Genomic DNA, 15,163 nt, shown 5'->3' on the forward strand with positions numbered 1-15,163 from the left:
TTTGTTTTATAGTTGTTATAGTTGTTTATTTTGTTTGAATGTTTAAACTGTTTTCTTCTAATTTTATATTAACTTCTTTATCGTTAACTTTAATTATAACATTTTCATTTAGAGAATCATTTTCTGTTTCAATTAATTCGGCAGGACAAGAAAGACAATCAAGGTCTTTAGATTTCAATTGATATAAATTATCTTCTTCTCCATAATACATACTAATATCAGAATTAGAATTTGTTAAAAACTTGCTTACACTTTCTTCTGGATAGAAGTAAATACCTTCAGGTAAATACAAATAAATATCTACTTCTTGATCTCTAAACTTGTTTTTGAAATCTGTTGTAAAATAGTTGTCTAAGTTAACTCTATTTCCTTGAATTTCAAAATTATAGTTTATTTTTTCGGCATACGATTTAGCATCAATATGCGACTTTCCATTAGCTGTTTTTTCAATCTGAATATGAGCATTTTCAGTTTCAGATTTCATTAAATGTAAACGAACATTGTTAGAATATATTATCTCGTTATTGTTTTCGTCATGAGTATATTTTCCATGTTCTCTATTCCTAACATTTTTGGTAAAAAAGTCATTGTAAGTCATTTTTACATACAAAGTATCATTTGCTAGTAATGCAATTTCTTCTCTGTGAACAGTTTTGCCTTCATATCCTTTTTCAGTAGCTTGTTTTATGCCGAAATAAGCTAAAGTGATTATTGAAATTAACCAAATCCCAAGCAGTGCTATTTTAAAATAATTTCCAACAGGTCTCATGTTTGAAATTAACAATTTAAAACCCAATAAAAGAAAGAATAATAAAGGAATTCCAACGCTTAAAATCAATAATAATCCTTGTAGCCATAGTGGCATATTAATTTCAAAAGGAGTGTTTACATGATTAAATATAAATGTATCAGGCATTGAAGAAGTGAACATCATTACAATTCCACCAATGATTATCCCTAATAATGACATTGCGGCAAAAATGATAATAAAAACACCCATAACCTTTGCAATTCCTCTAAAAATAGCTAAAAACAAATCACCTATTGTTGTTGCAATTTGATTTGCACCAGATTTAGCTGTATTGGCTACTTTTTCATGGTCGATATTGTTTATTTTTTCTGAAATTTCACCGATACCTTCCTTTACTTTTTTCTCAATATTTGAAATGTTAATAGCTTCACCTCTCATTTCTAGTTTTTGAGAAGTTGTAATTGCTTCAGGAATTAAAATCCATAGTATTAAATAAATTAAAACCGAAGTTCCAAAGCTTATAAATGGTGAAATAATGAATAAAATTCTAACCCATAGAGGATCGATTCCGAAATAATGACCGAAACCAGCAGCAACCCCACCAAGAATTGAATTATCTCTATCACGATATAATCTTCTTGTTCGTGATGTTGAAGTTGTAAATGTAGATTTTGAACTATACGAGTTGTCTTCGTCTATTCTGTAATCTTCTGGTTGCCCCATTATTGAAATAACTTCATCTATTTCAGTTAGTCCGATTACTTGTGTTTCATTTTTCATTCTTTCTTGAAACAGTTCAGCAATCCTGCTTTCAATGTCTTTAATAATCTCGTCTCTTCCTTCAGGAGAAAGTGATCGCTTAACCGCGTCGAAATAACGTGTTAACTTTTGGTATGCATCTTCATCTATATGAAAGAAAAATCCACCTAAATTTATACTTATTGTTTTGTTCATGACGTCTTAGTTTTGGCTTGATTGTGTTATTATATTTACAGCGTCAGACAATTCTGTCCATGTACTGTTTAATTCTTTTAAAAATTCTTGTCCTTCATCGGTTAATCCATAATATTTTCTTGGAGGTCCCGAAGTTGATTCTTCCCAACGATAGCTTAAAAGGCCATCATTTTTTAATCGCGTTAGTAGAGGATAAACTGTTCCTTCCACCACTAATAGCTTAGCGTTTTTTAGCGTTTCTAAAATTTCAGATGTATAGGCTTCTTTGTCTTTCAATACAGATAAGATGCAAAACTCTAAAACTCCTTTACGCATTTGAGCTTTTGTGTTTTCAATGTTCATAATGCTTTACTTTTTTGAACCCGATTTACATCGGGTTTTAATTAAACTGTTCATTTTTTGATTTATGATGATTGATGATTATTTTATAAAATTTATAGTTAACGGATATTTATAATATTCTCCATCTGCAGCTTTATATGCAGCATAAAGGATTAAGAAAAATTCAGCTAGTTTAAGAGCAATCAATAATACTGCAGCAACAAATCCTACTAAAACCATTCCGGTGATGTTTTGAGTTGTAAATACTTCATGAAACTCAACTGAGTGATGCTCTAATTCTAATTGTTGAATAATTTTAAACAACCAAATTAAAAAAGTTGGCACCGCAATAATTATAAATAGTAATGAGTATAATAAAATACTTAATTGAAAATTTAAAGTTTGTTTTCCATGATGGTCTACAAAATTTGATTTTTCTTTATTTGTTGTCCATAATAATAATGGAAAGATATAATTTCCAAAAGGTATTATGTATTGCGATAAACTACTTAAGTGTGTTATTGCAGCTATGCTTCTTTCATTTGATGTTTTCATTTCTTTTTTTTTTAGTTGATTAATTTTAAAAAGAAAAGGTTTGATGTTATATTACCAACTAATTTCTTTTACAAAGATAAGTCTAAAAAAAGGTATTGTGTAACGCATAGTACTTAAATTTAACATTTTTTTAACATTATAAAAAATAGTATGTATGCATAGTATTTTTTGTATATTTACCAAAAATAAAGGGATTATGCAGTTTACACCATCAAAATTAAATACGTTTATGTTTTTTAAACTTCCATCTGCATATTGGAGTGGAGTTAGAGTAAAAACTATTGAATTGAATAAATGTGAAGCCACTGTAAAGCATCGTTGGTTCAATCAAAATCCGTTTAATTCAATGTATTTTGCAGTGCAAGCTATGGCTGCCGAATTCACAACGGGAGCTTTAGTTATGTATCAAATCAAACAAAGTAAAACTAATATTTCGATGCTTGTAGCTCAAAACAAAGCTGTTTTTACAAAAAAAGCTACTGGAAGAATTACTTTTACTTGTAACGATGGTGATAAAATTGCAGAGACTATTCGAAAAGCAATTGAAACAAAAGAAGGGCAAACTGTTTGGATTACTTCTCGTGGTGTAAACGAAAAAGGAGAACAGGTTTCAGAAATGCAATTTGAATGGACTGTTAGACTAAGAAATTAAGTTAAAAAGGTAAAATGCAAAACCTACTTTTTTATCTAATTTCATTTTTAAATCGACAAATCGTCAAATTCTCAAATTAATAACAAATAAAACATCTGTTAACAAAAGTTAATTAACTTACTTTTCCATTTTTTACTTTGTAAATTTGAGAAAGTAAAAAATATAAAATGAAAGTTTTAATTACAGGTGCAACAGGTTTGGTAGGAAGTGAATTGGTAAAATTATTGCTTCAAAATGGTGTGTCGGTAAATTATTTGACTACTTCTAAAAGTAAACTTGAAAATCAAGATTTATATAAAGGTTTCTATTGGAATCCACAAAATGGTGAAATAGATAGAAATGCATTTGATGAGGTAACTGCTATAATTCATTTGGCAGGAGCATCTATAGCTCAAAGATGGACATCTAAGAATAAACAAGAAATAATTGAAAGTAGGGTTTTACCTATACGACTTTTATATAATGAGTTGTCAAAAATAGATCATTCTGTTCAACAATTTATATCAGCTTCAGCGATTGGAATTTATCCTCATGATTTTACTAAAGTTTATACAGAAGATGAGAGTGAAATTGATAACTCTTTTTTAGGGCATGTTGTAGCAAAATGGGAAGATGAAGCAGATACCATTGGAAAACTTGGAATTAATGTTTCAAAAATTAGAATTGGCTTAGTTCTATCAAAAAATGGAGGTGCATTGCAAGAATTTGTTAAACCAATAAAGTTTGGGCTAGGAGCTCCTTTTGGTAATGGTAAACAATATCAATCATGGATACATGTTTTTGATTTAGCAAACATCTTTTATTTTGTGTTAAAAGAAAAATTAGAGGGTGTTTACAATGCAGTTTCGCCATATCCTATTACAAACGAAGATTTAACAAAAGCTATTGCAAAACAATTAGAAAAACCACTTTTATTGCCAAAAATTCCAAAAGTAGCTATGAAACTAGTTTTAGGTGAAATGCATTATTTGTTATTTGTTAGCCAACATGTTAGTGCAAGGAAAATTTTAGATAAAAAATTTCAATTTAAATATCCAGCAATAGATAAAGCTTTACAGAATTTATTACCATAAAAAAATCCCGAGAAATCGGGATTTTTATCTTTATTTAAAATAATATTATTTTGAAGCTTTTACTTTAACAACTAGTTCAATATCATCATTGATAAATTTATCTTTTAAATCATCAAAAATTGATTTAGAGCCATAATTAACGCCCCAAGTTGTTCTATTAATTTTAAAAGGATCAGAAGTTAAACTAACTTCAGTATCAGAAACATTAATTTCTGCAGGAAAATCTACAGCTTTTGAGATTCCTTTCATAGTTAAAACTCCTTTAACGAAGAAAGCACCATTTGCTTCTTCAATTGAAACAATTTTAAAATTACTTGTAGGGTGTTGATTAACATTAAAGAAATGGTCTACTTTTTCAGCATCATCTCCAGTTCCTTTTAGGTGTCCTTCAAGAGCGGCTTTGTCATCGCCTTCAAGGTCAGTAACATTAATAGTAGTCATGTCAATAGTAAAGTTACCACCAGTTACTTTTCCGTCTGTTACCTCAAATGACCCATCTTTCAAAGAAATTGTTCCTGTATGAGTTCCAGTTGGTTTTGCACCTGTCCAATTTATTACAGAATTTGCTGTATCTACAGAATAATTTGGGTTAATTTCAGCAACTTCAACTGTTTCAGTAGTTGCTTCAGTTTGATTTTCCTTTTTACAACTTGTAAATGCAATAAAACTTACAAGAGCTAATGTTAGCATAGTTTTTTTCATAAAGTATCTGTTTTTATAGTTAAAATTGGTTTTTATTCCCTCAAATATAATTAAAAATTTTATTACAAAAAATAGTGTAACATTGTTAATTAGAGATAAGTATAAAAAAATCGCTGACAATTTGGCATTTAATAAGGTTTGGCAATACATTTGCTATTTCAAAATAGATTTTTAAAACATTACAAAAATGGCTCAAGAAAATACTGAAAATATAGAAAAGGATAATATTCAAGAAGAGAACATTTCAGAAAATCAAGAAATTAATCAACCAGAGTTAACGGTTGAAGAAAAATTGCAAGAAGATTTAGCAAATGAAAAAGACAAATTTTTGCGTTTATTTGCTGAATTTGAAAATTATAAAAAAAGAACAGCTAAAGAAAGAATCGATTTATTTAAGACAGCAAATCAAGAAGTTTTACAGGCTATGTTGCCTGTTTTAGATGATTTTGATCGTGCTTGGTCACAAATTTCAAAATCTGAAGATGAAGCTTTAGTTAAAGGTGTCGAATTGATTCATGAAAAATTAAAATCAACGTTAACATCTAAAGGATTAGAACAAGTTGAAATAAAAGCAGGTGATGCTTTTGATGCTGATTTTGCAGAAGCAATTACGCAAATTCCTGCACCTTCGGAAGATTTAAAAGGTAAAATAGTAGATGTAATCGAAAAAGGTTACAAGCTAGGCGATAAAATTATACGTTTTCCAAAAGTGGTAATTGGAAATTAAGAAATTATGAGTAAAAAAGATTATTACGAAGTATTAGGTGTTAGCAAGGGCGCTTCTGCCGATGAGATAAAAAAAGCTTATCGAAAGAAAGCAATTCAATACCATCCCGATAAAAATCCAGGCGATAAAGAAGCTGAAGAAAATTTCAAATTAGCTGCAGAAGCGTACGAAGTTTTAAGTGATGCTGACAAAAAAGCACGTTACGATCAATTCGGACATGCTGCGTTTGATGGCGCTGGAGGATTTGGTGGAGGTCATCACATGAACATGGATGATATTTTCAGCCAGTTTGGTGATATTTTTGGAAGTGCTTTTGGTGGTGGTTTTTCAGGTTTTGGCGGAGGTTTTAGTGGTGGCGGACAACGACGTGTTAAAGGAAGTAACCTTCGTATAAAAGTTAAACTAACACTAGAAGAAATTGTTAATGGTGTTGAGAAAAAAGTTAAAGTAAAACGTAAAATTCAAGCAAAAGGAGTAACTTATAGAACTTGCCCTACTTGTAATGGTAGCGGACAAATTATGAAAGTTGCTAATACCATTCTTGGTCGTATGCAAACAGCAACTACGTGTTCAAGTTGCAGTGGTTCTGGACAAATTCTAGACCATAAACCAGCTGGAGCAGATGCTTACGGTATGGTTATGGAGGACGATACGGTTTCAATCAAAATTCCTGCTGGAGTTGTAGATGGAATGCAATTAAAAGTTTCTGGAAAAGGAAATGAAGCACCTGGAAGTAATAGTATTTCTGGTGATTTAATAGTTGCAATTGAAGAAACAGAACATGAATTTTTAAAACGTGAAGGCGAAAACTTACACTATGATCTATATATAAGTGTTGCCGAAGCTGCTTTAGGGGTTTCGAAAGAAATTGATACAGTAGGAGGAAAAGTTCGTATTAAACTAGATGAAGGAATTCAATCGGGTAAAATCCTTCGTTTACGCGGAAAAGGTGTGCCAAGTTTAAATGGATATGGTAATGGAGACTTGCTTGTTCATGTAAACGTTTGGACGCCTAAAAAGCTTAACAAAGAACAAAAAGCTTTCTTTGAAAAAATGTTAGAAGATGAAAATTTTAAACCTGCTCCAGAGAAAGATGACAAGTCTTTTTTTGAAAAAGTGAAAGATATGTTTTCATAATTCAATAAAAATCAATATTTTTGAATTCACTTTCTTCGGAAAGTGAATTTTTCTTTTTCATAGCAATTTTTCCCATCCTACCTCAAAAATAGGATGGGTTTTTTTGTAACATTTCCTTACATTTACTACTAATTAGGTATCAATTTAAATAATATAATGAGCAATATTCTCGAAGTACAAAACGTAGTGAAACAATATGGCGATTACCGCGCTTTAAATAATGTTTCATTACAAGTTCCTAAAGGAAGCATTTATGGACTTTTGGGTCCTAATGGTGCTGGAAAGACATCTTTAATTCGAATCATTAATCAAATTACAATGCCAGATTCTGGTAAAGTTTTGCTTGATGGTGAATTATTAAATCCAAACCACGTTCAATTTATAGGTTATTTACCAGAAGAGCGTGGATTGTATAAAACAATGAAAGTAGGAGAGCAATGTTTGTATTTAGCCCAATTAAAAGGGATGTCGAAGGAAGAAGCACAAAAGCAACTAAAATATTGGTTTGAAAAATTTGGAATTCAAGATTGGTGGAATAAAAAAATCCAAGAACTTTCCAAAGGAATGGCACAAAAGGTTCAGTTTTTAGTTACTATTTTGCACGAACCTAAATTACTAATATTAGATGAACCTTTTTCTGGGTTCGATCCGGTAAATGCAAATTTAATTAAAGACGAAATCATCGAATTAAATAAAAAAGGTACTTCAGTAATCTTTTCAACGCACCGTATGGAAAGTGTTGAAGAAATGTGTGACCATATTGCTTTAATTCATAAATCGAATAAATTAATAGAAGGAAAACTTTCAGATGTTAAACGCGATTTTAGAAGTAATACTTTTCAAGTCGGTATTTTAACTGATGATGTGGAGCGATTAATGTTCCAATTAACGCAAAAGTTTACTGTTGGTCAAACAAACTTTAAATCGCTGAACGATGATTTAAAATTGGAAGTACAATTAGGCGATTCAAATTCTAACGAATTGTTGTCTATTCTAACAAGTTTCGGGCAAGTAACTCATTTTGTTGAGAAGATTCCAAGTGTAAATGATATTTTTATTCAAACTGTAAGCCAAAAATAATGAAGACATTATCCTTAATTATAAAAAGAGAGTTTATTGCTAAAGTTCGTAACAAATCATTTATTGTTATGACATTTTTAAGTCCGCTTTTATTTGTAGGTATGGCGGTTTTAATTGGGTTTTTAGCATCAATGAATAAAGATTCCATTACTCAAATTGCAATTCATGATGAGGCAGGTTATTTAAAAAACGATTTTAAAAGCGATAAATTTATTAAGTACACAGATTTATCTGCCATGCCATTTGAGGTAGCAAAAGATACTGCAAGTAATAGTTATGAAGGATTATTATATATACCTAAAGTTGACTCTTTACAACAACTATTAGATAAAGTTGAATACATTTCTGAGGATAGTCCAAGCATAGAGTTTATATCTGATGTAGAAACGGTTATTGATTCAGCTTTAACTTCTGATAATTTAAAGCGATTAGGTTTTGATGCACAAAAGATAGACGAAGCTAAAGCAAATTCTGAATTAAAACTATCTAAATTTTCTGGAGGAGAAAGTTTAAAAGGTTTAAATGAAATAAAAGTTGCTATTGGTGGGGTAATGGGCTATTTAATTATGATGTTCATTATTATCTACGGAAACTTTGTAATGCGAAGTGTAATTGAAGAAAAAACGAATCGTATTATTGAAATTATTATTTCCTCTGTAAAACCCTTTCAATTAATGATGGGTAAAATTATCGGAAATTCATTAGCTGGAATTCTGCAATTCTTAATTTGGGTTATAGTTGGTTTAATCTTAATGTTTGTGGCACAAAGTTTCTTTGGATTACAAATGGGAGCAGCATCTGTTGATCCAGCAGCAATGGAAATGGCTCAGCAATCGGCTAATATTTCAAAATTACAATCCTATGTAACAGAAATAATGAATTTACCAATAGCTTTAATGGTAGTTTCATTTATTATATATTTCATTGGGGGATATTTCTTATATAGCTCATTATACGCAGCAATTGGTGCAGCAGTAGATTCTGAAACGGATTCACAACAATTTTTATTGCCTATCATTATGCCATTAATGTTAGCTGTATATATTGGTTTCTTTACGGTTATTAATGACCCTCATGGAACAGTTGCGACTGTATTTTCTATAATTCCATTTACATCACCAATTGTAATGTTAATGAGAATACCATTTGGTGTTCCAGTTTGGCAACTAATATTGTCTATGGTTTTATTATTTGCTACCTTTACTTTTGTTGTTTGGTTTGCATCAAAAATTTACCGTGTAGGTATTTTAATGTATGGAAAAAAACCAACATGGGGCGAACTATTTAAATGGTTAAAATATTAAAAAATGAAGCAAGACGTAATTGACTTTCTTACTTTTAAATTAATCAATACAGATAAGATAACATTTACTGTGTATCAACTTATTTTATTGGTCATTGCTTTGTTTTTTACAGGAATTGTCTTGAAATTTCTAAGAAAAGTAATGACAAGGAAGCTTCCACTTGAAGACAAAAACAAGTTTATTAGTATTTTTCAATTTGCAAAATATGTCATTTACGTTCTTGTAGTTGTATTTACACTTCAATCATCGGGTGTAAATATGAATGTTTTTTTAACAGCATCAGCAGCTTTATTTGTTGGTGTAGGTTTTGCACTACAAACGTTTTTTCAAGATATCATTTCTGGAATTTTAATGATTTTGGATCAATCTTTACATGTAGGTGATATTATTGAAGTTGATGGAAAAGTAGGTGAGGTGAGAGAAATTAAACTACGTACAACTCGTATGGTTACACGTAACGATAGAGTTATGGTTATACCTAACCATATTTTTATGACTGATCCTCTTTTTAACTGGACGCAAAATACTACAACTAATCGCGAACAGGTTTCTGTAGGTGTTGCTTATGGTAGTGATGTAGAATTAGTAAAAAGTATTTTAGAAGAATGTGTAAAAGGAGTTGAAGGAGTTGTTGCAACGGAAACAATAACTGTTTTATTTGAAGAGTTTGGAGATTCTTCACTTAATTTTTCAGTTTATTTTTATGTGGCAAATGGAATGAAAAGTCCCAAAATTCAGAGTGATATTCGTTTTAAAATTGATGCTGCATTTAGAAGAAATAAAATTTCAATTCCATTCCCTCAACGCGATGTTCACATTTTTAACAAATAAGAATATCAATAAATATGCTAGAATTTAGTTTTAATTTTTGCTAACTTTATTGAAAATAAGATATTAAATGCCAAAAATATTAGTAATAGAAGATGAGGCGGCAATTCGCCGTGTTTTAACAAAAATTTTATCGGAAGAAAGCGATACGTATGAAGTTGAAGAAGCTGAAGATGGTTTGCAAGGTGTCGAAAAAATTAAAAATGAAGATTACGATTTAGTACTTTGTGATATTAAAATGCCAAAAATGGATGGCGTTGAAGTATTAGAAGCTGTTAAAAAAATAAAGCCTGAAGTGCCAATGGTTATGATTTCTGGTCATGGCGATTTAGAAACTGCGGTTAATACAATGCGCTTAGGAGCTTACGATTATATTTCAAAACCACCCGATTTAAACCGATTATTGAATACCGTTCGAAATGCTTTAGACAGAAAGCAATTAGTTGTTGAAAACAAAATTCTAAAGAAAAAAGTTTCCAAGAACTATGAAATGATTGGTAACAGTGATGCAATTAATCACATTCGTGAAATGATTGATAAAGTGGCACCAACAGATGCTCGTGTGTTAATTACTGGACCAAATGGTACTGGTAAAGAATTGGTAGCGCATCAGTTGCATGAAAAAAGTAATCGTTCAGGCAAACCAATTGTTGAGGTAAATTGTGCTGCTATTCCTTCTGAATTAATTGAAAGTGAATTATTCGGACATATAAAAGGCGCTTTTACATCAGCTGTTAAAGATAGAGCAGGTAAGTTTGAAGCAGCAAATGGAGGAACTATTTTCTTAGATGAAATTGGTGATATGAGTTTACCAGCACAAGCAAAAGTATTACGTGCTTTGCAAGAAAATTTGATCCAACGTGTTGGAGCCGATAAAGATATTAAAGTCGATGTTCGTGTAGTTGCAGCTACTAATAAAGATTTAAAAAAGGAAATTGAAGAAGGTCGTTTCCGCGAAGATTTATACCATCGTTTAGCCGTAATTTTAATCAAAGTACCGGCTTTAAATGACAGAAGAGACGATATTCCAGAGTTAGTGGAGCATTTTACACAAAAGATAGCTAGTGAAAATGGAACTGCAATTAAAGACTTTTCTGAAAAAGCGATTAAACTATTACAAGAATACGATTGGACTGGAAATATTCGCGAACTTAGAAATGTAGTGGAACGCTTAATTATTTTAGGTGGAAATGAGATTTCAGAAAACGATGTAAAATTATTTGCAAGTAAATAATGAATTTAAAAAAAATAAATACAAATCTTCAAAAAGCTTTAATCGAAAACGGATTAACCGAAGCTAATGAATTACAAAAAGAAACTTTTTCACCTATAAAAAGCGGAGCCGATATAGTAATTCAAAGTCCTAAAGGTACTGGTAAAACAACAGCTTTAGCTTTAAATATTATACATAAGTTGAAAGAACCACTTGAAGAATCGCCAAGAGCTTTAATCATGGTGGAAGACAAGCAACAGGTTTTAGAGTTTAAGGAGCTTTTTGATAGATTAAATAAATACAATCAATTAAGGGTTTATATTACACACGATAAAAGTGATATAGATGAAGATAAAAATCAAATTTCAGTTGGAATCGATGTTTTAATTGGTACGCCAAATCGCTTAAACGAAATGTTTTCTGGCGCTGGTTTCAATGTAAATCGTTTGCAAGTAATAGCTTTTGACGATTTTGATGTTTTATTGAGAAATCGTTATGAATCAGTAATCTTAAGATTATTAATGAGTATGGAAAAAGGGCAACGAATATTTTTTTGTTCGCAAATAACAGAAAGAGTAGAATCAGTTGCCTTAAACGATGAAGAGCGCGAACCTATATTTTTAGAAACAGAATAAACAATATAACTATGGAAGAAGTTAAAATATTTTCAGGAACTGAAATAGAAGCAATGGCTTTTGAACAACAATTATTAGACAGAGGTGTTGAGCCAATTAAGAAAAATGGATTTGAATCGGCTCGTTTGGCTGGTTTTGGAAACTTAGACGCTACTGTAGAACTATATGTAACAGAACAAGATTACGAAAAAATTAAAGATTTAGTAGAATAAAAAAAGCCAAGTTTAAAAACTTGGCTTTTTTTATAAACTATTATTTTTTATTCAAAAACAACAGAACCTGAAATAGCAACTTCGCTCCAAGTTTTGCTCACTCCATCTGGACCTTTGTGTAAGTCAAAACAAACTTTGTTAAGTGAGGCAACTGCATCTTGAGCTCCAAAATCTTCAAGATTTAGCGTTCCATTTACTGTGAATTTATTGTTTTCAAAAGTAGTCTCAACGGCTACTTCTTTAGTGATTCCATTTAATGTTAGTAATAATGTTGTATTTCCTTCTTTAGAATGAATTTCACCAGCTAAAAAATCAGGATCTTTCATAATCATAAAGAAAAATTCTTTAAGCTTAGCATCTCGTTCTGGATTATTTGTAAATAATGAACTTACAGGAATTGAAAAACGAGCGCCTTCTAAAACTTGCTGTGGTGTTTCGCCATGTTTTGTGTCTTTTAATTCAATTTCAGTAAAACTACCGCCCACAGCTACTTTGTCTGTAGTTTTATAAGCTGTCCAATTTACTTTTGTAGAATCTGAAATAATTTTTAAACCAGTTTCAACAACTGCTTCTTCAACAGGAGTTTCCACTTTTTCTTCTTTTTTACAACTTACTGCAAAAATTGAGATTGCAAAAGCCATTATAGCAACTTTTTTCATGTTTTTAATATTAAAATTCTTATCAAAGGTAAGAAGTAAATTGTGGTTAAGCAAAAATCAATAGTTAAAGATAAATTAAGAATTAAGAATTGTTAATTATAAGAAAATCTTGCAATCTTAATATCTAAAATCTTTTGTCTAAATAACTATATTTGCACCTTCAAAAAATTCAGGTTTTAAAAATTCTGAATTCAAAAATCTAAATTCTGAATTAAACATGATTACAGTTAACGACATTGCAGTTGAATTTGGCGGAACTACTTTATTTAGTGAAGTAACTTTTGCTATAAATGAAAATGATAAAATTGCCCTTATGGGTAAAAATGGTGCAGGAAAATCAACCTTGTTAAAAATTGTTGCAGGTGTAAATAAACCTACAAGAGGAGCAATTTCGGCTCCAAAAGAAGCGGTAATTGCTTATTTGCCTCAACATTTATTAACAGAAGATAAATTAACTGTTTTCGATGAAACAGCTAAAGCATTTGAAGAAGTTTTTAAAATGAAAGCAGAAATCGATGCAATTAATGATGAATTAACGGTTCGTACAGATTATGAAAGCGATGCGTATATGAAGTTAATTGAACGCGTTTCTGAACTTTCTGAGAAATTCTATGCGATTGAAGAAGTAAATTACGAAGCAGAAGTAGAAAAAGTATTAAAAGGTTTAGGTTTTGAACGTGAAGATTTTACTCGAAAAACTTCTGAATTTTCAGGAGGTTGGAGAATGCGAATTGAATTGGCAAAAATCTTATTAAAGAAACCCGATTTAATTCTTTTGGATGAGCCAACGAATCACTTGGATATGGATAGTATTCAGTGGTTAGAAGATTTCTTGGTAAACCAAGCAAAAGCCGTAATGGTAATTTCGCACGATAGAGCATTTGTCGATAATATTACAAATCGTACAATTGAAGTTACGATGGGTAGAATTTACGATTACAAAGCAAAATATTCTGATTATTTAGAATTACGTAAAGATAGAAGAGCGCACCAACAAAAAGCGTATGACGAACAACAAAAGTTTATTGCCGAAAATCAAGCTTTTATTGAGCGTTTTAGAGGAACTTTTTCTAAAACAGAACAAGTGCAATCACGTGTTCGTATGCTTGAAAAATTAGTTCTAGTAGAAGTTGACGAAGTCGATACTTCTGCTTTACGATTGAAATTTCCACCTTCACCACGAAGCGGACAATATCCTGTTGTAGTGGAAGAATTATCAAAAAAGTATGGAGAACATGTGGTTTTCAACAATGCAAATATGGTTATTGAACGCGGACAAAAAGTTGCTTTCGTTGGAAAAAACGGTGAAGGAAAATCAACGATGATTAAAGCCATTATGGGTGAAATTGATTACGATGGCGGAAAAATGGAAGTAGGTCATAATGCACAAATTGGCTATTTCGCACAAAATCAAGCGGCTTTATTAGATGGCGAATTATCAGTTTTTGAAACGATTGATAGAATTGCTGTTGGAGATATTCGTTCTAAGATTAAAGATATGTTAGGCGCATTCATGTTCAGTGGCGATGATATTCAAAAGAAAGTGAAAGTGCTTTCTGGAGGTGAAAGAACACGTTTGGCCATGATTAAATTATTATTAGAACCGGTTAATGTTTTAATTCTCGATGAGCCCACGAATCACTTAGACATGAAAACGAAAGATATAATCAAAGATGCATTACGCGATTTTGATGGGACTTTGATTTTAGTTTCTCACGATCGTGATTTCTTGGATGGATTGGTTACTAAAGTTTTCGAATTTGGTAACAAACGTGTTCGTGAACATTTTGAAGATATTAAAGGGTTCTTAGAACACAAAAAAATGGAAAACTTAAAAGAGATTGAGAAGTAGAAATAAAAAAAGCTCCATTTTGTGGAGCTTTTTTATTAAATTATTCTTTCAACTTGCTCTCCATTTCTTTAAAATATGCAATCAATTGTTCCTTAGTTGCGTCATCTAAAATAGCATCTTTATGAGCGATAGTATAACTTTTTAAAGGCATTTCATCTTCTTCAATTAATTCGTAACATTCTTCCATTTTATGAGATTGTCTTTTGGCAGAGTATGTACCAAATTCAGAAAAATTTAAATGATGCTTTCCTTCTTCAATATGATTTTTAACCCACCACCCTACAGGCTGAATATTTGTATACCAAGGATAGCTACTCTCATTAGAATGACAGTCATAACACGAAGCTTTAATTTTAGCTGCTAATTCTGGAGATGGATTATGTATTTTTAAAAAATCTTGATTTTCATCAACTGGCGGATTGGTTTTATCAATTTGGAAAAATTGAATTACGATAAAAGCTAAAGCTAAAATTTTAAATATTTTTTTCATAACGTTTAATTTTATCTA

Annotated in this window: 17 protein-coding genes; 11 read left to right on the plus strand and 6 right to left on the minus strand. The window is 30.8% G+C overall.

Translation table 11 applies throughout. The annotated features are described in order from the left end of the window. Positions 1-25: 25 nt before the first annotated feature. The 3 genes from KK2020170_RS07005 to KK2020170_RS07015 form a co-directional block, all read right to left on the minus strand. The gene (locus KK2020170_RS07005; RefSeq protein ID WP_221257628.1) at positions 26-1,705 is read right to left on the minus strand and encodes a PspC domain-containing protein; all 1,680 of its coding nucleotides are present in this window, start codon (positions 1,703-1,705) and stop codon (positions 26-28) included. A gap of 6 nt (positions 1,706-1,711) precedes the next feature. After that, positions 1,712-2,047: a PadR family transcriptional regulator gene (locus KK2020170_RS07010; protein WP_221257629.1), complete on the minus strand. Its 336-nt coding sequence runs from the start codon at positions 2,045-2,047 to the stop codon at positions 1,712-1,714. A gap of 78 nt (positions 2,048-2,125) precedes the next feature. Beyond that, complete coding sequence (locus tag KK2020170_RS07015) at positions 2,126-2,581, minus strand: DUF4870 domain-containing protein (protein ID WP_221257630.1); 456 nt, start codon at positions 2,579-2,581, stop codon at positions 2,126-2,128. 196 nt (positions 2,582-2,777) lie between these two features. Here KK2020170_RS07015 and KK2020170_RS07020 point away from each other — a divergent pair, with 196 nt between their 5' ends. Then, complete coding sequence (locus KK2020170_RS07020) at positions 2,778-3,233, plus strand: DUF4442 domain-containing protein (RefSeq protein ID WP_221260004.1); 456 nt, start codon at positions 2,778-2,780, stop codon at positions 3,231-3,233. Positions 3,234-3,400: 167 nt separating this feature from the next. Continuing rightward, entirely contained in the window at positions 3,401-4,306 is a 906-nt protein-coding gene (locus tag KK2020170_RS07025; RefSeq protein ID WP_221257631.1) for a TIGR01777 family oxidoreductase, read from the plus strand. Between the two features lie 45 nt (positions 4,307-4,351). Here KK2020170_RS07025 and KK2020170_RS07030 read toward each other — a convergent pair whose 3' ends face one another. After that, positions 4,352-5,008: a YceI family protein gene (locus KK2020170_RS07030; RefSeq protein ID WP_221257632.1), complete on the minus strand. Its 657-nt coding sequence runs from the start codon at positions 5,006-5,008 to the stop codon at positions 4,352-4,354. A 187-nt stretch (positions 5,009-5,195) separates the two neighbouring features. On the opposite strand from KK2020170_RS07030, the gene KK2020170_RS07035 reads away from it, so the two are divergent. The 8 genes from KK2020170_RS07035 to KK2020170_RS07070 all read left to right on the plus strand — a co-directional run bounded on the left by KK2020170_RS07035 (position 5,196) and on the right by KK2020170_RS07070 (position 12,144). Next, positions 5,196-5,735 (plus strand): nucleotide exchange factor GrpE, encoded by a 540-nt coding sequence (locus KK2020170_RS07035; protein WP_221257633.1) that lies wholly within the window; start codon positions 5,196-5,198, stop codon positions 5,733-5,735. A gap of 6 nt (positions 5,736-5,741) precedes the next feature. Then, positions 5,742-6,872 (plus strand): molecular chaperone DnaJ, encoded by a 1,131-nt coding sequence (dnaJ, locus tag KK2020170_RS07040; RefSeq protein WP_221257634.1) that lies wholly within the window; start codon positions 5,742-5,744, stop codon positions 6,870-6,872. Positions 6,873-7,028: 156 nt separating this feature from the next. Further along, entirely contained in the window at positions 7,029-7,952 is a 924-nt protein-coding gene (locus tag KK2020170_RS07045; RefSeq protein WP_221257635.1) for an ABC transporter ATP-binding protein, read from the plus strand. Further along, positions 7,952-9,256 carry an ABC transporter permease gene (locus KK2020170_RS07050; RefSeq protein WP_221257636.1) on the plus strand — a complete coding sequence of 435 codons (1,305 nt, stop codon included), beginning with the start codon at positions 7,952-7,954 and terminating at the stop codon, positions 9,254-9,256. Before KK2020170_RS07045 ends, KK2020170_RS07050 begins: the two co-directional genes overlap by 1 nt. 3 nt (positions 9,257-9,259) lie before the next feature. Then, positions 9,260-10,087, plus strand: coding sequence for a mechanosensitive ion channel family protein (locus tag KK2020170_RS07055; RefSeq protein ID WP_221257637.1), 828 nt, complete (start codon positions 9,260-9,262; stop codon positions 10,085-10,087). A gap of 67 nt (positions 10,088-10,154) precedes the next feature. Further along, a complete protein-coding gene (locus tag KK2020170_RS07060) occupies positions 10,155-11,318 on the plus strand; it encodes a sigma-54-dependent transcriptional regulator (RefSeq protein WP_221257638.1) in 1,164 nt (387 codons plus the stop codon). Beyond that, positions 11,318-11,932, plus strand: a complete 615-nt coding sequence (locus KK2020170_RS07065) for a DEAD/DEAH box helicase (protein WP_221257639.1) — start codon at positions 11,318-11,320, stop codon at positions 11,930-11,932. Before KK2020170_RS07060 ends, KK2020170_RS07065 begins: the two co-directional genes overlap by 1 nt. An 11-nt stretch (positions 11,933-11,943) precedes the next feature. Beyond that, positions 11,944-12,144, plus strand: a complete 201-nt coding sequence (locus KK2020170_RS07070; protein WP_221257640.1) for a DUF2007 domain-containing protein — start codon at positions 11,944-11,946, stop codon at positions 12,142-12,144. 47 nt (positions 12,145-12,191) lie between these two features. Here the strand turns inward: KK2020170_RS07070 and KK2020170_RS07075 are convergent, their stop codons facing one another. Next, positions 12,192-12,803, minus strand: a complete 612-nt coding sequence (locus KK2020170_RS07075; protein WP_221257641.1) for a YceI family protein — start codon at positions 12,801-12,803, stop codon at positions 12,192-12,194. A gap of 217 nt (positions 12,804-13,020) precedes the next feature. Between KK2020170_RS07075 and KK2020170_RS07080 the strand changes: the two genes are divergently transcribed. Continuing rightward, complete coding sequence (locus KK2020170_RS07080; protein WP_221257642.1) at positions 13,021-14,655, plus strand: ABC-F family ATP-binding cassette domain-containing protein; 1,635 nt, start codon at positions 13,021-13,023, stop codon at positions 14,653-14,655. A 40-nt stretch (positions 14,656-14,695) separates the two neighbouring features. Here KK2020170_RS07080 and KK2020170_RS07085 read toward each other — a convergent pair whose 3' ends face one another. Next, positions 14,696-15,145, minus strand: coding sequence for a heme-binding domain-containing protein (locus KK2020170_RS07085; protein ID WP_221257643.1), 450 nt, complete (start codon positions 15,143-15,145; stop codon positions 14,696-14,698). Positions 15,146-15,163: the final 18 nt, after the last annotated feature.

Origin of the sequence: Flavobacterium okayamense (assembly GCF_019702945.1) — a bacterium.
Taxonomy (GTDB): domain Bacteria; phylum Bacteroidota; class Bacteroidia; order Flavobacteriales; family Flavobacteriaceae; genus Flavobacterium; species Flavobacterium okayamense.